The organism is Peribacillus sp. GL_122 (genome assembly GCF_057835005.1).
Window position 1 is genome coordinate 5706802 of record NZ_CM174415.1, and the last position, 22210, is coordinate 5729011.

The 22210-nt window shown below is 42.5% G+C and carries 18 protein-coding genes; 4 read left to right on the forward strand and 14 right to left on the reverse strand.

Translation table 11 applies throughout. The annotated features are described in order from the left end of the window. Positions 1 to 97: 97 nt before the first annotated feature. Complete coding sequence (locus AC3ISB_RS27865; RefSeq protein WP_489277043.1) at positions 98 to 1090, reverse strand: PTS sugar transporter subunit IIC; 993 nt, start codon at positions 1088 to 1090, stop codon at positions 98 to 100. 398 nt (positions 1091 to 1488) lie between these two features. Then, the gene (gltC, locus tag AC3ISB_RS27870; RefSeq protein WP_098370289.1) at positions 1489 to 2391 is read right to left on the reverse strand and encodes a glutamate biosynthesis transcriptional regulator GltC; all 903 of its coding nucleotides are present in this window, start codon (positions 2389 to 2391) and stop codon (positions 1489 to 1491) included. 158 nt (positions 2392 to 2549) lie between these two features. Between gltC and gdhA the strand changes: the two genes are divergently transcribed. Beyond that, positions 2550 to 3932 carry an NADP-specific glutamate dehydrogenase gene (gene gdhA / locus AC3ISB_RS27875; protein WP_480340104.1) on the forward strand — a complete coding sequence of 461 codons (1383 nt, stop codon included), beginning with the start codon at positions 2550 to 2552 and terminating at the stop codon, positions 3930 to 3932. A gap of 202 nt (positions 3933 to 4134) precedes the next feature. Here the strand turns inward: gdhA and rbsB are convergent, their stop codons facing one another. The 12 genes from rbsB to AC3ISB_RS27935 form a co-directional block, all read right to left on the reverse strand. After that, on the reverse strand, positions 4135 to 5055 hold the full coding sequence (rbsB, locus tag AC3ISB_RS27880; RefSeq protein WP_480340103.1) for a ribose ABC transporter substrate-binding protein RbsB: 921 nt from the start codon (positions 5053 to 5055) through the stop codon (positions 4135 to 4137). Positions 5056 to 5070: 15 nt separating this feature from the next. Beyond that, positions 5071 to 6015, reverse strand: coding sequence for an ABC transporter permease (locus tag AC3ISB_RS27885; protein ID WP_076368471.1), 945 nt, complete (start codon positions 6013 to 6015; stop codon positions 5071 to 5073). Between the two features lies 1 nt (position 6016). Next, entirely contained in the window at positions 6017 to 7498 is a 1482-nt protein-coding gene (locus tag AC3ISB_RS27890) for a sugar ABC transporter ATP-binding protein (RefSeq protein WP_489275224.1), read from the reverse strand. An 18-nt stretch (positions 7499 to 7516) separates the two neighbouring features. Next, positions 7517 to 7909 carry a D-ribose pyranase gene (rbsD, locus tag AC3ISB_RS27895; protein WP_034316088.1) on the reverse strand — a complete coding sequence of 131 codons (393 nt, stop codon included), beginning with the start codon at positions 7907 to 7909 and terminating at the stop codon, positions 7517 to 7519. After that, positions 7906 to 8790: a ribokinase gene (gene rbsK, locus AC3ISB_RS27900; protein WP_489275226.1), complete on the reverse strand. Its 885-nt coding sequence runs from the start codon at positions 8788 to 8790 to the stop codon at positions 7906 to 7908. Before rbsK ends, rbsD begins: the two co-directional genes overlap by 4 nt. Beyond that, entirely contained in the window at positions 8787 to 9773 is a 987-nt protein-coding gene (locus tag AC3ISB_RS27905) for a LacI family DNA-binding transcriptional regulator (RefSeq protein WP_098370295.1), read from the reverse strand. The genes rbsK and AC3ISB_RS27905 overlap by 4 nt, the downstream gene beginning before the upstream one ends. A gap of 390 nt (positions 9774 to 10163) precedes the next feature. Further along, the gene (locus AC3ISB_RS27910) at positions 10164 to 11975 is read right to left on the reverse strand and encodes an IucA/IucC family protein (protein WP_489275228.1); all 1812 of its coding nucleotides are present in this window, start codon (positions 11973 to 11975) and stop codon (positions 10164 to 10166) included. A 22-nt stretch (positions 11976 to 11997) separates the two neighbouring features. Beyond that, positions 11998 to 13326: a lysine N(6)-hydroxylase/L-ornithine N(5)-oxygenase family protein gene (locus AC3ISB_RS27915; protein WP_489275229.1), complete on the reverse strand. Its 1329-nt coding sequence runs from the start codon at positions 13324 to 13326 to the stop codon at positions 11998 to 12000. Beyond that, positions 13301 to 13885 carry a GNAT family N-acetyltransferase gene (locus AC3ISB_RS27920; RefSeq protein WP_260398160.1) on the reverse strand — a complete coding sequence of 195 codons (585 nt, stop codon included), beginning with the start codon at positions 13883 to 13885 and terminating at the stop codon, positions 13301 to 13303. The genes AC3ISB_RS27915 and AC3ISB_RS27920 overlap by 26 nt, the downstream gene beginning before the upstream one ends. After that, positions 13875 to 15677: an IucA/IucC family protein gene (locus tag AC3ISB_RS27925; RefSeq protein ID WP_480340099.1), complete on the reverse strand. Its 1803-nt coding sequence runs from the start codon at positions 15675 to 15677 to the stop codon at positions 13875 to 13877. The genes AC3ISB_RS27920 and AC3ISB_RS27925 overlap by 11 nt, the downstream gene beginning before the upstream one ends. A 2-nt stretch (positions 15678 to 15679) precedes the next feature. Further along, positions 15680 to 17188: a pyridoxal phosphate-dependent decarboxylase family protein gene (locus tag AC3ISB_RS27930; protein WP_480340098.1), complete on the reverse strand. Its 1509-nt coding sequence runs from the start codon at positions 17186 to 17188 to the stop codon at positions 15680 to 15682. A gap of 7 nt (positions 17189 to 17195) precedes the next feature. Next, positions 17196 to 18548, reverse strand: coding sequence for an aspartate aminotransferase family protein (locus AC3ISB_RS27935; RefSeq protein ID WP_098370299.1), 1353 nt, complete (start codon positions 18546 to 18548; stop codon positions 17196 to 17198). 257 nt (positions 18549 to 18805) lie between these two features. Here AC3ISB_RS27935 and AC3ISB_RS27940 point away from each other — a divergent pair, with 257 nt between their 5' ends. The 3 genes from AC3ISB_RS27940 (at position 18806) to AC3ISB_RS27950 (ending at position 22029) form a co-directional block, all read left to right on the forward strand. Continuing rightward, a complete protein-coding gene (locus AC3ISB_RS27940) occupies positions 18806 to 19489 on the forward strand; it encodes a polyphosphate polymerase domain-containing protein (protein ID WP_489275233.1) in 684 nt (227 codons plus the stop codon). 35 nt (positions 19490 to 19524) lie between these two features. After that, positions 19525 to 20220 carry a DUF4956 domain-containing protein gene (locus tag AC3ISB_RS27945; RefSeq protein WP_098370301.1) on the forward strand — a complete coding sequence of 232 codons (696 nt, stop codon included), beginning with the start codon at positions 19525 to 19527 and terminating at the stop codon, positions 20218 to 20220. Positions 20221 to 20289: 69 nt separating this feature from the next. Further along, positions 20290 to 22029, forward strand: a complete 1740-nt coding sequence (locus tag AC3ISB_RS27950; RefSeq protein ID WP_489275236.1) for a CotH kinase family protein — start codon at positions 20290 to 20292, stop codon at positions 22027 to 22029. Positions 22030 to 22210: the final 181 nt, after the last annotated feature.

The following is a 22210-nucleotide window of genomic DNA, read 5'->3' on the forward strand; positions in this document are numbered from 1 at the left end:
TCTATGCAAATGCTTTCCTCCCCATTTTACCCTAATCCCTTTATAAATAAAAACCAGCCCGGTTCCTTAACCAGGCTGGTTTCTAAGAAAACTTTGATTATGAAACTTCCAAATGAAGATCACCTGGCTTAACTTTACCCATCATCTTCAATACCCGATGCAATGCAAGTGTGATCAAAGCTGGCAATACCATACCCACTGCCACATAAACCAAGAACGTGTACAACCCCTGACCAGTTATGATGGCAATCGGGGCAATCATTGAACTTAACCCCATGCCTCCAAGCTCATACGGCACTTGAAAATCGAATGCCAAGGTAGCGATAGGCGCACAGATGATTGCCGCCACAAAAGGCGGAATTACATATAATGGTTTCTTGATTAAGTTAGGAAATTGAACTTTTGGCGTAACGACCATCTGTGCCAGGAACCCGCCCATATCATTATCTTTATAAGACATGACAGTGAACCCGACAAACTGAACGGTACATCCGATTAGAGCTGCAGCACTGGAAACGGGATCTAATTGCAGAGCGATCGCCAGTGCAGCGGAAGACGCCGGTGTCATCAATAAAATGCTCCATACCAAGGCTATGACCATTGAACCGATTAAAGGAGAACCTGCGACCGCAGCGGTGGTTTGACTGCTTATCCACGTCAGTAGCGGGGTGGTGACAAGAGCCAGGCCATATCCCGAAACTCCACCGACAAGAACTGCTCCCATTGGGATGGCCATGATGTCCAACTTCGTTTTGCCGATTAGGCGCTTACCTATATATGTTGCAATTACTGCTGCCAAGACAGCACTTAGCGGCTGACCCGTAACAATCGTGAAGGCACCCTCAGCAGTTCTATGAATGGCAGCACCCCCAACAGCACTTGAAGCCATGGCGCTAAAGATAATTAATGAATTTCCACCTAGCTGATATGCGATGCCTGCTCCTAAAGCCGGTGCCAACAAGACCTTTGCGGCCCCGCCTATTGCCAGGAAGACCTCCCAACCTAAATATCCCCCTATGGATTCAAACAATAACCCAATCCCTAATGTAACCAAAACAGCGTTGGCTATCCCTGTTGATGCCTTGTACATTCGATCGCTGATGTATTCTTTCCTGCTCACTTTATCTCCACTCCTTATCAATTATCAGAATATTCAATTTAGTAAAAACGAAAAAAAAATTAAGGTCTTCATTTAAAAAAGCCTATTACCGCTACCTATAATGTCTGCTCGTATAATAACATGAATTTTCTGATAATGTAAGAAGTATTTTTATTCTAATAAAATAAAAGCGTTTTCAAAAATAAAGGTTTAACACATTCTTATACAAGAAAAAACTAATATTGTATTATTTCAGAATAGATTACCCCTTTTAAGGATGTGCTAAAATGAAGATATTTCGATACATTTGCGACAAAAAAAAGAACCCGATTCAAGGATTCTCTCACTAGCTGGATTTATGACTTTTCTAATAGAGACGCAACTTATTCCTATTGAAAACCTTCCAATGTTGCAAAAGTGTCCTTCAAAAATTGGTAAAACAACTTCTCCGTTGGCATCAGTTCCCTATCAGTTGGAACGATGACCCCTACAGTCCTGGTAACAGACGGTTCCTCCAGCGGCAATTTAACCGTAAAACGTGGCAAGCTATCAATCAAGGAAATCTCAGGTATCAAGGTTATACCCAACCCTGCCCCCACCAGGCCTTTTATAGCATCAGTATCTTTTCCTTCAAATGCCACTTCCGGTTCAAAGCCATGCAGTTTGCAAGCCTTCATAACGATATCCCTTAAAACATAGCCCTTTGGAGATAGGATGAACGGATTTCCTTTAAGCTCATCCAAGCATAGTGATTTCTTCAAGGCCAAAGGATGACTTTCTGGTAAAAGGGCAACTAAGTTCTCAATAAATAGCGTTTCACCTTTGATTTTCTTTTCATTCATCGGCAGAGGACCGATCAAGGCCATGTTAATATTACCTTTTATTACCGAATCTATCAGGTATCGATATGAACCTTGTTTCAAAGTGAACTTTGCCTGCGGATAACTTTCCCTGAAGTCGGAAATGACCCTTGGCAATACATAAGAAGCCAAACTGCTGGGAAAGCCAATGCGAATTGTCCCTTTTTCTGGATTCAGACTTTCAGCCATCTCACGCTTGGCACGATCGATTATATTCATAGCTTGTTCCATATTCGCTAAAAATGTATGTCCTATAGGCGTCAATCTAATTTTTCGGCCTTCCCGGATAAATAGGGGCACACCTAATTCTTCTTCTAAATTGTAGATTTGACGACTGACAGCTGACTGGGCAACATGCAAGTTCACTGCCGCTTCCGTCATATGTTCACGCTTTGCCACTTCAATGAAATATTCGATTTGCCTTAATTCCACTCTAAGCTCCCTCTTCCATATCAAAACAGCATGTTACTTATCTAATATTCAGATTGTTTGTTTTATTTTTAAATTATATCATGAAAGTATCATATAAAGACTGATATCTTATTCAATTGTATTTTAAGACTAAATTACCTTAAGGGAGAGAGAGAACAATGACCACTTCACAAGAAGTCGAGCATGAGGAATTACAAGTTGCCAGAGAGTTCGTAAGTCAAGTATACGCACAGGTAAAGGAGCGTAATCCCCACGAAAGTGAGTTCCATCAAGCCGTAAAGGAGATATTCCTTTCATTGGTCCCCGTTTTTGCAAAACATCCTGAATATATGAAAAGCGGGATATTGGAGAGGTTGGTTGAGCCTGAAAGAATGATCACCTTCCGCGTTTCATGGGTTGATGACCTGGGAAATGTCCAAGTCAACCGTGGTTTTCGTGTACAATTCAACAGTGCAATCGGGCCATTCAAAGGCGGCCTTCGATTCCATCCTACTGTCAACTCCAGTATCATTAAGTTTCTTGGTTTCGAGCAAATCTTTAAAAACTCTCTTACTGGCCAGCCGATCGGTGGGGGAAAAGGCGGATCGGACTTCGATCCAAAAGGAAAATCGGACGCGGAAATCATGCGTTTTTGCCAAAGTTTCATGGCAGAACTAGCTCGCTATATCGGACCTGATACAGATGTACCGGCTGGTGATATCGGAGTCGGTGCAAGGGAGATCGGTTATCTGTTCGGTCAGTATAAAAAGATGCAAGGCAGTTACCATGCTGGTGTTTTAACCGGTAAAGGCATAAGTTACGGCGGAAGCTTGGCCCGTACAGAAGCGACTGGATATGGAACTGTTTACTTTGTCGAAGAAATGCTAAAAGACAAAGGGTTACAATTCCATGGCAGCACTGTCGTTATCTCCGGATCTGGTAATGTATCCATTTATGCCATTGAAAAAGCTACACAGCTAGGCGCAAAAGTTGTTGCATGCAGCGACTCCAATGGCTATATATATGATGAAAATGGTCTGAACCTTGACACAGTTCGACGTCTAAAAGAAGTGGAACGAAAACGTTTGAGCGAGTATGTCGATGCGCACCCGGAAGCTGTATACCATGAAGGAAGCTATGGCATTTGGTCTGTACCATGTGACATCGCACTGCCTTGTGCCACACAAAATGAAATCGATGAAGAAGCAGCAAAATTACTGATCAAAAACAATGTGAAGGCAGTCGGTGAGGGCGCTAATATGCCTTCAACCCTCGAGGCCATTGATGTATTCCTTAATAACGGCATCCTTTTTGGACCAGCAAAAGCGGCCAATGCAGGCGGCGTAGCCGTGTCTGCACTTGAAATGGCCCAAAACAGTGCCAGAATGCCTTGGACTTTTGAAGATGTCGATGCCAAGCTGCATGAGATCATGAAAAACATCTATAAAAACAGTGTAGAGGCTGCAGAGGCATATGGTGCGCCTGGCAACTTAGTTGTCGGGGCCAATATTGCCGGATTCCTTAAAGTGGCGGATGCGATGCTGACTCAAGGTATACTCTAGCAATCAGTTGATTTAGGAGGCGGTTCCGACAAGGGCCGCCTTACTTTTGCAGAAGAGCGTTATCACTTTCTTATACCACTCATTCATACCAATTCAAGCTGGGTATCCACAATCAGATAACATCAATTGGATTAAAAACATTTATTTGTTACGACAAAAAGAGTGCCGGAAAAGTTCCGGCACTCTTTTTGTTGAAAGACAATCATTCTTTTGTGACCAATTTCAATGGAACGGATATTGTGTCATCCACTTTGTCACCTTTTAAGATTTTTTCAGCCGCATTAACCGCTTCTTCACCGATAAGTGCCGGTTGTTGGGCGATTGTAGCTTTTAGTTCACCGTTTTCAACTGATTTCAATGCATCATCATTTCCGTCAAAACCAACCACGATGATGTCTTTTCCTGCTGCCTTGATTGCTTCAATGGCTCCTAGTGCCATTTCATCATTATGGGCGAATACCGCTTGGATGTCTTTATTGCCTTGCAGGATATTTTCCATGACGTTAAGCCCTTTTGTCCGGTCGAATTCCGCCGTTTGGCTTGTAAGGACATCTAACTGCTTGTCCGCAATATTGTGGAAACCTTTTCCGCGTTCACGAGTTGCGGATGCTCCGGATACCCCTTCAAGTTCCACTACTTTCGCTTTTTCGCCAAGCTCTTTAACTAGATATTCTGCAGCCATTTCCCCGCCAGCCACATTGTCGGAAGCGATGAATGTTTCAATGTCACCTTCGTCTGAAGAGCGGTCAATCGTGATAACTGGAATACCCGCTTCATTTGCTGATTGAACGGCTGAAGATATTGCAGCAGAGTCAGTTGGATTCACAAGAAGGACATCAACCTTTTGAAGGATTAAATCTTCAATTCCGCTAATTTGTTTTGCCGTATCATCTTGAGCGTCAACAACTGTGACTTTCATGCCTTTTTCTTTTGCTTCTTTTTCAATGCCATCTTTTAAGGAAACGAAGAATGGGTTGTTTAAAGTAGAGATGCTGACTCCGACTTTCACGTCTTTCATGGAGTCTTTCTTTTCTTTTTTATCATCTGTTAGACCAGAGTCCATTGAACAGGCAGCCAAGACCATTAAAGAAAGAACCATGATGATCGATACTATTTTTTTCATTGATTACACCTCTTCTTATGATTTTTTACGGTCAAGTAAGACCGCGATTAATATAACTGCACCCTTTACCACTTGCTGGTAGAAAGAGGATACACCAAGTAAATTCATGCCGTTATTCAAGGTACCGATGATCAGGACACCCACCAGCGTACCGAACAACCGCCCTTTACCGCCTGAAAGGCTCGTTCCGCCTAGCACCACGGCTGCGATCGCATCCATTTCATAGGATTGGCCTGCAGTCGGCTGTGCCGAATTAAGACGGGATGTTAAAATGGCACCAGCTATTGCCGCCATCGTACCGGCCAGACCATATATGGCCACCTTGACTCGGTCAACTTTAATCCCCGAAATACGGGAAGCCCTTTCATTTCCGCCAATGGCATATGTTTTACGGCCAAAGGATGTTTTATGAAGCAGGAACCATAGGATTAAGAAAGCGATGACCATCACCACGGCCGGTACTGGCAGTCCCAGGAAGTAACCTCTCCCAAGCATCTGGAACATTTCAGAATCGCCGATTCCAGTAATCGGCTTTCCATCTGTATACACAAGCGTTAATCCCCGGAAAATCGTCATGGTCGCCAGTGTCACGATGAAAGGGGCCATTTTTCCCTTTGAAACGAGAATCCCATTGATTACACCCATTATTGCACCTAGTAGAATCCCTACTAATATAGCTAAAATCGGATCTAATCCCGAGACCATCATACCAGCCATAAGTGCGCTGGATAGAGCTAAAATGGAACCGACGGATAAGTCGATGCCACCTGTCAATATAATAAAAGTCATTCCAAATGCAATAAGTGCATTGATGGAGGTTTGACGCAATAAATTCAAAATATTATTCGGTTCCATGAATGATGGATTTAAAACGGTTATTACGATAAATAAAAGTACCAGGGCGAGTAATGGACCAAATTTCTGCCAAATCCCGCTTTTCCCTGTAGCCTCAAGTTTCATCCTAGTTCCCTCCTGTCGCCAATGCCATAATTTTTTCTTGCGTCGCTTCCTGCTTTAACAATTCCCCAGCAATCTCACCTTCGTGAACCACAAGGATTCTATCACTCATTCCAATTATTTCGGGAAGTTCTGACGAAACCATGATGATGGCGATGCCCCGCTCCGTCAATTCATTCATCAATTCGTAAATTTCACGTTTTGCACCAACATCTATGCCCCGGGTCGGTTCATCCATAATTAAAACTTTAGGGGAAGTGCCGATCCACTTGGCTATTACCACCTTCTGTTGATTTCCTCCGGATAGATTGCCGATGACCGTTTCTGCAGAAGATGTCTTCACGTGAAGTCGCTTAATCATCATTTCGGCAAAGTTCATCTCATCTTCGGTTTTTACGATTCCGCCAGGAGCAAAACTCTTGAGATTCGGCAAACCGATATTTTCCCTTACAGAAAAGTCCAGGATCAACCCCTCTTCTTTACGATTTTCCGTAATGAAAGCCAGGCCGTGCCGAACTGCATCAGTTGGTTTCCGTATGAAAACTTTTTTGCCTTCAATGGTAATTTCACCGCTGTCTATTTGGTCGACACCAAAAAGGGCGCGCATTATTTCTGTTCTGCCTGCTCCCATTAATCCTGCTACACCAACAATCTCACCTTGCCGAACCGAGAAATGGATATCTTCAAAAAGCCCCTTTTTAGTTAAACCTTTTACATCAAGGACTATGTCGCCAGCATTCGCTTCACGATGAGGAAAACGATCCTCCAGCTCCCGCCCGACCATTTTCTGAACGACTTCATCGAAATTTGTATCTGCAATTCTTTTCGTATCGACTGTTTTTCCGTCACGCATTACGGTGATCCTGTCACAAATGGCAAATATCTCTTCCATTCGGTGAGAAATATAAACAAGCGATACTCCCTTTTTGGTAAGTCCCTTCATCACTTCAAAGAGCTTCTCTATTTCTCTATCAGTTAAAGCGGCTGTGGGCTCGTCCATGATGATGACTTCGGCATCCGTCATGAGCGCCTTGGCAATTTCAATCATTTGCTGTTCCCCGACAGAACAAAATCCGGCTTCCTTATCAAAAGGAAGAGAAATATTAAGTGTTTTAAAAATCTCGTTTGCACACGCTTTCATTTGTTTCGTCTTCAGGACACCGAAGGCATTCACCATTTCCCTGCCGATAAATAGATTCTCCAGCACGGTCATTTCCGGCCAAATATTCAATTCCTGACGGATAAAGGCCATTCCCGCCTCTTCTGCTTCCTTTGAATCTTTGAATGAGGTTTCTTTACCGTTAATCTCAATCGTTCCTTGATCTTGTTTATGCAGCCCGGTCAAAATGTTCATCAAGGTTGATTTCCCAGCTCCATTTTCCCCCATTAGTGCATGTACTTCCCCAGCCTCTAAAGAAAAATGAACACCTTCCAATACCTTGTTTTGACCAAATGCTTTATAAATATTGTGCATTTCGATTTGCATGCTCATCATCTCATTTCTTTAAAAGAATACTCCAGACTGCAATATGCAATTTGAATATGGCGTCGTCTCCCCGGTCCGGATTATTGCTTTCGCATTACTTGTCAGCCTTTTAAAATCCTCATGGGAAACATATTCAATCGCTGCTCCGAATTGCTGCTCCATGTATTGATGCTGTTCCGGGTTTTTAACCTTCACTTCTGTGGCAGCGATAACTTTTTCAACAACCATATCTTCGTGAACCGCCCGGACGACATCTTGAAATGATGGTGTTCCAGGCGTCAATGCTAAATCTATCTTGCAAACTCCCGGTGGCACCGGAAGCCCGGCATCACCTACGACAATATAATCGGTATGACCAAGGTCAACCAGGACCTTGGCTATTGAACTATTGATGATTCCTTGACGTTTCATGCTTCAAAGCCCCTCTCGACCTCTAACCTTTGCGGCATGCCACCTTGGGCGCCTAACTTCGTCACGGAAATGGAGGCTGCCCGGTTCGCGAATAACAAACATTCGTCAAAACTTTTTCCTTCTGCAACAGCCACGGCAAAGGCAGCATTGAATGTATCCCCTGCGCCTGTTGTATCCACCGCTTCCACGACAAAGCTTGGAACGACCTTTTCTTCATGTCCGTCAAAATAACGGACGCCATTTTTTCCTTCGGTAATGAATAATTTATTTGGATACTCAGTCAAGACTTTCGTTCTATCTCTCCCATTGAATAGTATCTCGAATTCATGTTCATTCGGTGTAAGGAATGATGCCTGTTGAATGACAGCCTCGCTTAGCTTGCGGGCAGGAGCTGGGTTCAATAGTAATCTCTTTTGAAGCGTGTTGCACAATTCAGCCAGATATTCCACGGTTTCCTCAGGTATTTCCTGCTGAACCATCACGATGTCCGATTCCTCTATCACTTTTTTCGCCTTTTGTACATATTCGGGAGTAATGAAATCATTCGCACCTTTTACGACAATAATGCTGTTATCACCTTCCGAAAGGGTAATGTGTGCTGTCCCGGAAGCAGAACCTGTAACCGGTTCCACATACTCCGTATTTACATGATTTTTTTTCAGGTTTTCCAAGATGATCTCTCCATAGACATCATCCCCTACACATCCAACCATTGACACTTCTGCACCAAGACGTGCCGCTGCAACAGCCTGATTAGCTCCCTTTCCTCCAGGAACCGTGATAAATGACTCTCCTAAAACCGTTTCCCCGGCCATTGGCCGCTTAGCTGATGTCACCACTAAATCCATTGAAGAACTTCCCACTACTGCAATTCTTATCATGTCTTCTCCGCCTTCCTTCTCGTTGTTTGTCTCTCCACAAAAGAAACAGGGAGCTTTTTATGTGTTACTTCCATTTTTTCTTGATTGATCTTTTTAATTAGCATTTCCGCCGCTTGTGCCCCCATCTCATAGGCTGGCTGCCGAATTGTCGATAACGGTGGGTGCAATAACGCCGTGAAGGAGATATCATCATAGCCGATCAATTGTATGTCTTCCGGTATCCGTATTCCCCGTTTTAAAATCTCTTGAAGTGCGGCAGCTGCAACAATATCATTACAAGCAATAATTCCATCCGTTTCCGGATATTGCTCGAACAGCTGCTTCACGCAAGTTTGGCCGCCCTGAAGTGTTAGGGATGAATCCATGACTTGCACGTTCACTTTTGCTTGTTTCAATTCCTCCAGTGCTGCCATGTACCGTTCATATACAGGCTTTATTTCGACTGGCCCCCTAATGAGGACGATATTCGTACTGCCTCTATCCAGCAATACGCGTGCTGCTAGCTTACCGCCTGTCTTTTGATCGGAATAAACAGCTGGTAATTTCTCTGCTGTACGGTCGAGAAGGACAACTGGAATTTCCAGGTTATCGAAATTTTCATTGGCCTCTTCACTAGTTGAAGCAATCATGCCCACTACATTATTTTGCAGAAACGTATCAATATATTCTATTTCTTTATCTCTCTTTTCATCGCTATTTCCAAAAATTAACCGATATCCAAATTGCTGCAGATAATCCTCTACACCTCTTGCCATTTCCGGGAAGAAGGGGTTCGTAATGTCCGGCAAAATCAAACCAACCAATTTGGATTTCCGTTTGTAGAGGGATCTTGCTACTTCATTCGGTTTATAATTTAATTTTTCAACAGCTGCCATGACCGCCTTTTTTGTGTCCTCATGTGCATAACCACTGCCATTCATAACTCTGGAAACCGTTGCCACAGAAACCCCAGCTTCCTTTGCCACATCCCGAATCGTTGCCAATATATCACCCTCAATAATTTTGTGTAACCGTTTACACAATAGCTTATCACCAATTTATATGAACGGCAAGCCCTATTCCAAAGATAATTTTTGAGAAATTTGGACCAAAAAGGATAAAATAATCCTTTTGTTAACTATTAACGCTCTATAAACTTTTTAACAAAGATGATTGGAACGGGTGTACGAGACTCCTGCGGGAAAAGCGCGTCTAGGGGAGACCCCGCAGGCGCAAGCCGAGGAGGCTCCCTGACCGCCCGCGGAAAGCGAGTGCCTGGAGCGTAAATCAACGGTCTAATTGTAAAAGCCATAAAAAAAACAGTAGACAAACTCGATTTTCAACGAGTTTGTCTACTGTCTGAAACTGGCCCAAAAGTCTGAGCCAGTTTAACTTTATAGCGTTTTTGCAGGTAACTTTTCATAAAGGGCATTATTCACATGCCCAAACTCAGATGCATGCGGGCGATCTTCACCATCGCTATAACCATATTGAAGCATCCGATTTCTATTCAGGCAGAGTTTCGTTAATTTTGGCGCAAAGAAATTGAATGTATCGAAACGATCCTGTAACATAGGGAACCTTTTCTGATGTGTAAGGATTGTTTGAGCGACGCCTTCCCAAAAAGCATTCTCATCCAAAAGGGACCTCTTCATCAAAAGGGTTGACAAGTATCGGAAATGACAGATGAATAGTCCCGTGAAAATGAATTGAACCAGCCCCTCGGGAGTCTCACTTCTTAGCACTTTCCTTAAATCATCAGGAAGGCTGCTTAATTCAGGAAGCGGCTGATCACTGACGTTCACATCATCTACAAAATCCTTGATGGCCAAACGGTGAGGCTTGTAATCCTTCAAAACTAAAATGGTATTTTGACCATGCGGCGAGAAGACCAATCCATATTGATAGATAAAATGTAGTAATGGTGATAGGATGACGTCGAATAATTGAGCTGTCCAGGCTTCTGCAGTCAATCCCGATTTTTCAATAAGGCTTTCTACATATGGTTTCCCTTTGCTGTCCACATGTAAAAGGGACGCAAGCGTAATGGGCTTTTCGCCATCTTCCATATAACTGTATATGCTTTCTCTCCAAATTCCACCCAGCATCTCTAAATATTGATAGGGTACATTCTCTAATTTGGAATAATACGGGTGATCAACATTTAAACTGGCGACTTCACCAGGAAGCACTACTTTGCATTGTTCTTTCAAGAATGAATCATTTTCATAAATGTTCTTTATATACGTTGTGATTTTTGGGGCAATGACCGTGCGTTCAGCTGGCAATCCACGGTAGACCAGCGTATTTAAAATGCTCATCGGCAGCTTGACGTGGTGTTTATCCTTACTCGATACATTAACAAATGTCCGGATGGATTGTTGCGGCAGATACTTATCAGGACCATTTCCCAAAGCTACGATCAGCCCTTTGGCCAAGTCATCGGTAAAGTTCTGGATGATTACATTCTTCCACTGCCATTCATGGACTGGGAGGTAGTAATAGCTTTCTGCGTTCAGCCCTTTTTCCGTCAATATCTTTGCAAAAGATTTTTGGGTTTCCCCATCCAGTTCATTCTCCATCAATTGCTTATAGGATAACGTTTCGACTGAATTGAACTCACCCCTCGTTTTATGGACGGCAATCCAAGATAACTGAACTTCCTTCTGGTTTTCTGGAGCGAACTTCAAATAATCATCATAACCGAAACCGATTCTTCCCTTGTTATAAGCAATCCAAGGGTGACCGCTCATTTCACCTTCAAGTAATGCATAATCCAGTTCGACTAAATCATCTGCATCTTGTTCAGGTTTGGATAGCAATTGGAGATCCGCAAGCAGCGTATGATGGAATTCTTTGATTAAATGTCCTGTTGTTTCTGCAGTCATCCCAATTAATGGCTGGATGTCTAAAATGAATTGAATGGCATCATTGGCCTGTGTAAAGCCTTCCTTTTCACATACCTGGATCGACTCGGCCTGTACTTCGTAGCTGTCAAAAAGACGGGGCGATGCCAAAAATTGATAAGATTTCCCCTCATTTATCTTTAACTCATATAGGTTTCCCGCTGCATTTTCGTTCAGAACAGCTGGATGGATCATATCTTCATACATATACTCAGAAATCATCTTTGCCAGCAGGTTTTGGTTTACTATCGACCAATTGTTTTCTGAAACCGCCTGTTCCACTTCATTTATGAACTGCATATAATTCTCCCCTTCCTTTCTCTTAGTAAGCCATGATGGGTGTTTTTACACGGAATGACTGAAATGCACCCTTTGGCTCGGATGGATAAACTTCTTTACCTGCCAATTGATTGATGATAATCGAATTTCGGAATGCCCCTAAGCCTAAATCCGGAGCACCCACACCATGTGTATGTATCTCGCCATTTTGAATGAAAAGGTGATTTGGTGTAGGGATGGCCGTTCCTACCCGATAGTCTTTCGTTATTGTAAGACGCCCCAAATCATCGCGGACTAAATGGTCCTCCATGGTTTCAAGGAATGCCGGAAGGGTTGATTTATAGCCCGTTCCAAAAACGATCGCCTCTGTGTCCACATCAAATTCGCTATCTTCTACCCACTGGCGGCATTTCAATCTCCAGCCATTTTCGGCGGGGGTAACTGCCGCAACTTCCGTCATGGCCCGAAGTTCAATGGAAAGTTCGGCATTTCCAATCGATTTTTCATACATCTTGTCAAAAATTGCTGCAATTGTCGTAGCACTGATCCCTTTATACAATAAATCCTGTTTCGGAAGGATTTCATCCTTCTTTTCCTGTGGCAGCCGATAAAAGAAATCAAGGTAATCCGGAGTGAAGTATTCCAACCCGAGTTTTGAATATTCCATAGGGAAAAACCCCTTGGATCTTGTATACCAGTTTAGCTGGTAGCCATTTTCCTCCTGCTCATTAAGCAGATCCAGAAAAACCTCTGCTGCACTCTGTCCAGACCCGACAACCGTTACGGAGTTTTTCTTTAAGACATTTTCTTTATTCCGTAAATAGTCGGCCGAATGCAGGATGCTCTCTCCCATATATGGATGAAAGGCCGATGGAACAGTCGGGGCGCTGCCAATTCCCATGACTATATGACGGCTATAAAAGACTTCGATCTTTTGTGTTTGTGCATCCCTTACACTGATTTGATAGCAGGGTTCACCTTGATCCCCTATATATTCAACCGCCTCCACTGCTTTTCCAAAACGGCAGCTATCAAGTTGATGGGCAGTCCAGCGGCAATAGTCGTTATATTCTTTTCGTGGAATCAAGAATTTTTCAAGAAAGTAGAAATGATAAAGCCGATCATGCTGCTGTAAATAATTCAGGTAACTATATGGGCTTGTCACATCTGCCATGCTAACTAGATCGGCAAAGAAAGGTACCTGCAAAGTTGTCCCTTCCAACAGCATCCCTTCATGCCAATTAAATTCCCGCTTTTTCTCAAAAAAGACGGCATTCAGCTCCGGGGTTTTCTCCAAAAGGGCCGCAAGTCCAAGGTTAAAGGGTCCTATCCCTATCCCTACCAGGTCATAGATAGATTGTTGCTTCTCCATACTTCCACTTCCTCTCGAAGTTCTCCCGTGTACATGACATAAGTAATGCTGTTTTATCAGGGAGCTCAATTTCTTTAATTGGGGTAAACCCGCACTTTTCAAATAAGTAAATCATCTTTGCATTTCGAATATCCGGTTCAGCCATCACTTTTTTTGTTTTCGCAGAAAGCAGTTGGTATTTCACCATTGCACGTAAAAACGGCAAAGCCAGTCCTTTTCCTAGATAATCCGGATCACCTATGAGTAAATGAATGCCTTGATCTCCCTCTTCGGATTCGTAATAATCTTCGATGATATCGCCTTTTACCCAATACGATTCCCAATAGCTCATGGGAATGGAGTCCAGACAGCCTAAATAGAGTGTTTGGTGTGTATCAGCCAATGCCTTTTTTAAATGAACGGCGAATTTTTCTTTTGTGAAATTCAAATTCCAGTAGGGAATCACATGATCTTCATGCATCCATTTATGCAATGTATCCAAATCCCTCTCAAATTCAACTTTGACAAATGAAAGCTGTTGATTACGTTCCTTCAGCATTTCTTCATAGCTATTTTTCATGGACGGCCATAACCCCCTGCGCGAACGGATTATCAATCGTTGTATAAACGGATTGTGTCTCAAGTGAACCCACAAGCTCATCCATATCATGGAATCGTGTCAGTAAATTAGCCTTACACGATAATTCCCGGGCATGAAGCAACTTTGAAACAACTCGATTCACACCCTCATCTTCGCTTTCCCTGCTGCATGTATCCAGTTGTTCCTGAACGAGCTGTAACAGTTTGTTCTCTGATACTAATCCTTCCGTACCAAAATTATTGATTAAGCCTAATAAGTGATTAAAAAAGAAATAGTATTGCAGTCTTTCTTCAGCGACTTCATCAGAACAAATCGTGAAGCTTTTTTCACTTAGTTCAGGCAAGATCTTCAGCAGCCTGTCCACTTTGGATTCACAATAGTAATACCCTTGATTATCACGATAATAAAAAGTGGCTGGATAACCATCTTGAAGTTGAATGATGGAATTTTGTTGATGGGCTTCCAAAACAATTCCATACTCTTCAAAAAGCCAAAGCATCGGTTTTAATGTCATTGACAGATAGGTTTTGAACCAATCCTTACTTACTTCTTCGGTACTGCGGTTTTCTTCAGTTGATAATTTGCGGATGATCGCTCCAAGCCTTGATGGTGCACCATAGGCATTATCCTGACATAAGCCGGCAATCAGGCTTGCTTGTTTATTGTTTTCATAAAAAGGGTTTTCCCGGATATCAACATCGAATCCCGAATCTTGCTCGCTTGTTTTGATCGTTAGGTAAGCAGGGTCCTTGATGATACGGAAGGAGGGGTGCCGTTCTTTTAAATCGTCGCCCACTTTAGAATCTATTAATTTAGCAATTTCCACACCACGATCTAATTCTTTTTGCAGATTTGCACGTAAGGAATTCGTGATTTTAACCGGAACCGAAAATTTGTACATATATCTTGATGTGGCACTATATACCGTTCTAAATGAAGAGGTGGCCGTGAATTTTTTCCCAAGCGGTCCAGCATAAACTAGTGACCCTTGCTCGATCAGCCTCTTGACCTCTTCTTTTTCGATAAGTACTTTTGCCTGGAGCGGGTGTGCCGGGATGATGATAAATTTGCTTTCCTGTTGGCAATACGTTCCTCTGAATTCACTGGAAATCTCCAAGTCACCGGCTAATTCCTGTTTAATGATCTCACTTGCCGATCGGACATCACTGGAATCCTGGATGACAATCGAAGGTTCTGCCAGGAAGTAGTGCAGCTGAAACTCCCCTTTTAATTCGGGTGAATAGATCCATTCCTCTTTTTCTGAAATGCCCTGCTTGCTTTTCGGTGTCGGGTGGAACAGGTGCCCGAATAAAAGTGACTGCTCTGCTTCGATGTAGGTGAAATCAGGACTTTGAAGTGCATCAATGTCTTCGGTCCTTGCTTCAACATACCGTTGAATATTTTGGCTGCTTAGGATGACACGCAGCATCAATTCATCTTCACTATCCGTCCGGCCCTGCTCATTCAATAATTCTTTAGAAACGATCGAGACCATTGTCACGTAATCTAATTCATGTACTTGTTTGGATGCCGTTTGATAGTAAATCGGGAAGTTGAAAATATGACGCCCCGTTTCCGACCAATATTTAAGCGGAACAAGCAATGCAATATCTTGGGACATGAGCTTACTGACTACTAATGAATCCGGAATGGACCCATCCAAATTCGGCCAGTTTTTCGTTTCTTCTAAACTGTAATTTCCGGTTTCCCGGAAATAACAATTCAGAAAGCTTTGCATTGTCACCCTTTCAGCTATTTGCTTACCATTCATCTTCATTCCTCCATTATCTTGAACATTTCACCTAATACTCGGATTTCGTCTAAAATTCCCTCTATGTGTTCAAGGCTTGTCATTGGATTCAATAGTGTCATTTTTAAATATACCTGTCCGTCAAAACGCGTTTTTGCTAAAAATGCCCGTCCGCTTTTCAGTAATTCTTGCTGAATCTGTTTATTTAATAGATTTACTAACTGATCACTTTCTCCCTCGGGATTATAACGGAATACAACCGCATTCAATTCAGGTTCTTTATTTAATACTGTGAATCCTTCCTCCTTATTTATCTTCGCTGCCACTTCACGTGCAAGATGACAAGTATAGTCGATCATTTCGGCAAAGGTATCCAGTCCAACGACCTTCAATGACATCCAGAGTTTCAATGCGTCGAACCTTCTCGTCGTTTGAACCGATTTATTGACTAAATGAACCATGCCCTCGGCTTCATCTTCCTGAGGATTCAAGTAATCGGCGTGATGCTGGATATATTGAAATGAGTTGCTGTCAGAGACAAGAAAAGCACCACAACTGATGGGTTGATAGAATAATTTGTGAAAATCAACCGTAATCGAGTCGGCCCGTTCAATTCCGCTGATTAACTCTTTGTAATCCTTACTTAAAATCATCGCGCCTCCATATGCGGCGTCCACATGCAGCCATATCCCATTTTTCCTTGCAGCTTCGGACAATTCGTGTAATGGATCGATTGAACCGAAATCCGTTGTTCCACAAGTTGCAACAATGGCAAATGGCAGTAAACCCTGTTCCTCTAAAATCGACATTTGATGATTTAATTCATCTATGGACAGACGGTGATTTGAATCCGTTTTAATCGTGACTACAGCCTGTTCACCAAGCCCCAGCTGTGCCGCTGATTTACGGACCGTAAAGTGGGCAGCCTCGGAGCATAAGATCCGCAACTTTTTCGCCTCGGCTGGCAAACCTTGCTGCTGAACATCTACACCCCAGAAACGCTTACAATAAGCGTCCCTCGCCAATAGCAGTCCCATATAATTAGATTGGGTTCCACCGCTTGTGAAAATCCCATCCGCTTGTTCAGGTAACCCCACCTGGCTGCACAGCCAATCTATTAAACGCTCTTCAACGAAGGTGGCCGCCGAGCTTTGGTCCCATGAATCCATGGATTGATTCAACGTACCTATAATCATTTCGGCAGCCACGGCAGGTATTAATGTCGGGCAATGCAAATGTCCTATACAAGTAGGGCTGTGTACATTGATGCTGTCGTTAATAACAAACTCTTCCAGCTCATCCGCTACTGCTTCCATTGTCTTCCCTTTTAGAGAAGCAATGGACAGCTCGTTTAATCTTGCCTCGATTTCATACGGTTTTTTCCCAGAGTATGGTGAATCGTTCCCCTTTAAAAAGTCCGTCAGCTTTTTTTCAATGATTTTTAATGACTGGCTGTAGTTATTGAAACCTTCTTCGTTATTCAAGAACAATCGAGAATAAGCAAAATCCGTTTTATTTATCATTTCGATCATTGATCATTCACCCTCTTGCAACAGCTGCACGAACAGCTTGTTCAAAAATTGCAGTGGCTTCGCGAAGCTGGGATTCCGTTACGATCAATGGAGGCAAGAACCTCACAACACTTCCATGTCTGCCGCCAACCTCCAGAATCAACCCTCTTTGAAAGCATTCCTGTTGAATGGCACTGGCAAGTTGCGAATTAGCAGGATGGCTTCCATTCGCATTTTGCGGTTCTTCATGATTGATCATTTCCACACCGACCATTAATCCCCGGCCCCTGACATCACCGATCTGCTTAATATCTTTTTGCAAATCTTTAAGAATATCCTTTAATATTTCTCCCATTTTAGCGGCATGCTCCACAAGATTCGTCTCTTTCATGTATTTTAAAGTAGCCGTTCCTGCTGCCATTGCCATTTGATTTCCGCGGAACGTACCGATATGTGCACCTGGTGACCATAGGTCAAGCTCTTTGTTATAAATCACCACCGATAATGGAAGACTTCCGCCTATTGCTTTGGATAGTACAAGAACATCCGGAACGATTCCTGCATGTTCAAAGGCAAACATTTTCCCTGTACGGCCGATACCTGATTGAACTTCGTCGATAATTAGCGGAATGCCCTTCTCTTTCGTTATTCTCCTGATTTCCTTAAGCCATGGAATTGGAGCTGGAATGGAGCCTCCCTCACCTTGTACTGCCTCTAAAATCATTCCTGCTGGCGGCAATAATCCGGATTCAGGATCGTTCAATAGATTTTCGATATACTGGCTGCTGATTTTATGGCTTTCTTCTCCGCCTATTCCAAAAGGACAGCGATATTGGTAAGGATACGGCAGGAATTGTACATCTGGGATTAACCCTTGTATTTTTTCCTTTGGTTTTGTATTGCCGCTGATTGACATGGTTGCATGCGTTGCCCCGTGGTAAGCTCCTTGGAAGGATAAAATGCTTCTATTGCCTGTCGCTGTTTTTACTAGTTTAAGTGCTGCCTCAATGGCGTCTCCGCCAGTAGGACCACAGAATTGAATTTTTGCATTTTTCCTGAATTCCTCAGGCAGGCATTCAAAAATTTCATCGACGAACTGCTCTTTGATCGGCGTTGTAAAGTCCAATGTATGCAAAGGACGCTTGTCCTTAAGAATTTTTTCCATTGCTTCAAGCACTGCCGGATGATTGTGTCCAAGCGCTAATGTTCCAGCCCCCGCAAGAAAATCAATATATCGTTTTCCATCCATGTCTGTTAAGTAAATTCCCTCCGCTTGATCGATCGCCATGGGTAATCTTCTAGGATATGATCGCGCATTTGATTCCCTTGTATTTTGTTGTTCCAAAAGTTGATCATTTTTTGTAAGCGTGTTCGTTACCATAGTGAACCTCCATGTATTGAATTAATTGAGAATAATTATCATTATCATGAAATTCATTTTACTGATAATGATAATTATTCTCAATGAGTAAATTCACTCATTTTTCTGCTATTAAATTCCAATAAAATTAAGAAAAGGTTAAAACTGGGGCCTATTCTCTATTTATCTATTGAATATAAAAAATGCTCTTAAGGTTTTATTAAGATTCCATTTATAAGCTGAACGCAGTCAAAAATCATGGAAAAGGAGGAACGACAATGAACGGTTTAAAGGGAAGGCGGGAACTCAAACATGCAATCACCAAAGCGGATTGTCATTTATTAAGAAAAAATCTGCAAAACTTCATGAAGCTTGATCCCCATGGGCTTGATGGGAAATATTTAATTCGAAGTGTTTATTTCGACAACTTTTACAATAAAATCCTGCGGCAAAAAACAGAGGGGTTCTATCACAGGGATAAGTTCAGGGCTAGACTTTATGATCATAATGCGAATTTCATCAATCTAGAAAAAAAGAGTAAGCGGAATAACCTTACCTATAAACAGAAGTGCAGGCTTTCTGCTAGAGAATACGAACGGATTCGTTCAGGGGATATAGATTGGATGTCCGAGGATTCAAGGGATATCCTCAGGGACTTATACATTCAAATGACCCTTTTCCAAATCAAGCCTACAACCGTCGTTGACTATGAAAGGGAGGTATTCATCTATGAGTACGGAAATGTGCGGGTCACCTTTGACAGTAATGTGAAAACGAGCTATCGGAATACGGATTTCCTGAATCCCGAATTAATCGTGGTCGATGCTTTAGACCCAGATTATGTAATCCTGGAAATAAAGTTTGACGAATTTCTTCCGGATATCATCAAACAATTGTTATCCATCATCGATACTAGAAAAACAGCTTTTTCAAAATACCAACTAAGCAGAAGATTCGGCTGATTGCAACAAACACATAAAATTTGGAGGAATAGAAAATGGATACGACGACAACCAACACCACTTTTAATGATATTTTCAAATCAAGCTTTTTGGACAAGACTGAGAGTTTTTCAATCATTGACTCCCTAATTGGATTACTGTTGGCATTTGCCATCGGATTGTTCATTTACGTCATTTATAAGAAGACCTTTTCCGGTGTGATGTACTCACACAATTTCAATATATCCCTCATCGTAATGACAATGGCCACGGCCTTGATCATCATGGGCATATCAACTAATATCGTTATCTCCCTTGGTATGGTCGGTGCCCTCTCCATCGTACGATTCAGAACGCCCATCAAAGATCCCATGGACTTGGTCTTCCTATTCTGGGCAGCGGCATCCGGGATTTTATGCGGGGCAGGACTAATTCCGCTGGTTATCATAGGTGCTATTTTAATAGGTATCGTGATGCTCATATTTGCCAATCGGATCACTGTTGAAAATCCATTTTTATTAATCGTTAAATATTCAGATGCATCAATTGAAAAAACGTTAGAAGAAATGATATCCAACAAGGTGAAAAAGCATTCCGTCAAATCGAAATCCGTCATGGCGGATAATAACCTCGAAGTGACATATGAAATTCGATTAAAAGATAATAATGCGGAATTCATAAATCAAGTCAAGGACATGAACAGCGTTCACTCTGCCATCATGTTAAGTTATGATGGCAACTTCACAGCTTAAGATAGATGGCGGACATAAAAATCCATGCCCACCCCTCTATATAAGACAACAGGAGGAAGGAGCCTTGACATGTTAAAAACAAGATATGTTGTAGCGACCAGTGGATTATTGATAATAATTTTTATAGCAGTGATGTTTTTCCTTCCCAATTTTCAAGTTGAAAAAGCTACTAAAGGAAATACTTATACAGAATCTGTTTTTGACCAAAGTAAGGTGACAACCGTGGATATAACATTGGCTGATGAGGATTTGGAATCCATCCTGGATAACCCCTCCGAAAAGGAAGTTGTTGCATCCGATGTGACCATTAATGGGGAAAAAGTTGAAAATGTAGGGTTTCGAACCAAAGGGAACCTTTCCTTAAACTCTGTTGTCCAAATGGAAGATTCGGAACGCTACAGCTGGAATATAGATTTTAATTACTATCAGACAGATCAAAATTTACACGGCCTGAAAGAATTCGATTTAAATAATAATTATAGTGATCCCACGTATATGAGGGAGTACCTTTCATATGAGCTTATGGAAAAGATGGGCATAGCAACTCCCGGACATTCCTATATGTACGTGACCATCAACGGAAAAGAATGGGGCTTGTATTTAGGCGTTGAATCTATTAATGAAACATTTTTGAATAATAACTTTCCATCTGGCAACGGTGACCTTTATTATCCTGATGGCACCGGAAGTGATTTAAAATGGATTAGTGATGATATTGATGATTATACAGGGTTGAACTTAAAAACAAATGAAAATTCTGATCAATCTGCCATGATCAAGATGCTTGATGCTATCAATAATGGCGGGGATTTGGAAGAAGTCTTGGATGTAGATGAAACATTACGCTACTTTGCAGCAAATACGGCCCTCGTCAACCTCGATCATTATCAAGGCACATTAAAGCATAACTACTATCTATATGAAGAGAATGGAATCTTTTCCATGCTTCCCTGGGACTATAATATGTCATTTGGAGGCTTTTCCGGAGGCGGCGGGCGACAGGCGGGCGCATCCGATCAAGAAAATAAAAATGAAGTGACCGCTGACCAAAAAAATGGAGCGACGGCTGAGAGTAACGACGATGCTGATAAGCAGGCTGACACGGAACTCCTTGGGGAAGCACCGAATATGAACGGTGGCGGAATGATGGATATGAGTTCGAATTTCATGAATGAAAATAATATCAACTTCAGCATTACCGAGCCTGTTTCAGGTACGGCCCTTGAAGATCGCCCTTTATTGAATGCCCTGCTTTCCAACGACGGGTATCGTGAAAAATATTATGATTATCTGGACGACATTGCTACAGATTTTTTCTCTGAAGAAAATATGACAGCAATGACCACTGAAATTTCCACATTAATCACACCATATGTGAAAAAGGATCCGACCAAGTTTTATACAATGGACGAGTATACAGAAGCAACGTCAGGCGAGGAAACCCTGGTTGACTTCGCTGTCCAACGTGCTGAATCCATCTTGGCGCAGCTTTCTGGAGACCTGGTTGTGGAAGCCGAGACAGAAAGCGGTATGGGCGGCGGAGCTCCTAATATGGGCGATGACGCAAATGCAGGCCAGCAACCACCAAACATGGGCGGCGGCGAGAATGGGGCTGCCATGCGGCCCCCTGACATGGAACGCGGCGGGAATGGTGCACCTCCAGGTATAAACGGGAACATGGGCCAAAAGGGGGCAAGTAACATTAGCTCCTCCAAAGATATGATCATTCTATCTTCCGTGCTACTAATCTTATTATTAGGGGCAATGGCTTTCGCCCACTTCTTTAAACGAAGAGGTAAAAAAGGATAATAGACTATCCCCCTTCCATTCTAGAAAAAGGTGCAAAAGGGGGTTAGGAATGGTTCCATCCCTAAACATGATTAACTAGGGTATACTAATGTTTTTTTACTGTTTTTTGAAACCCCTACTAGATTGAAGAAATTTGCGGCACTCCTGCCGAATAACTGGCCAGCAAAGATCCCGCAGGCGC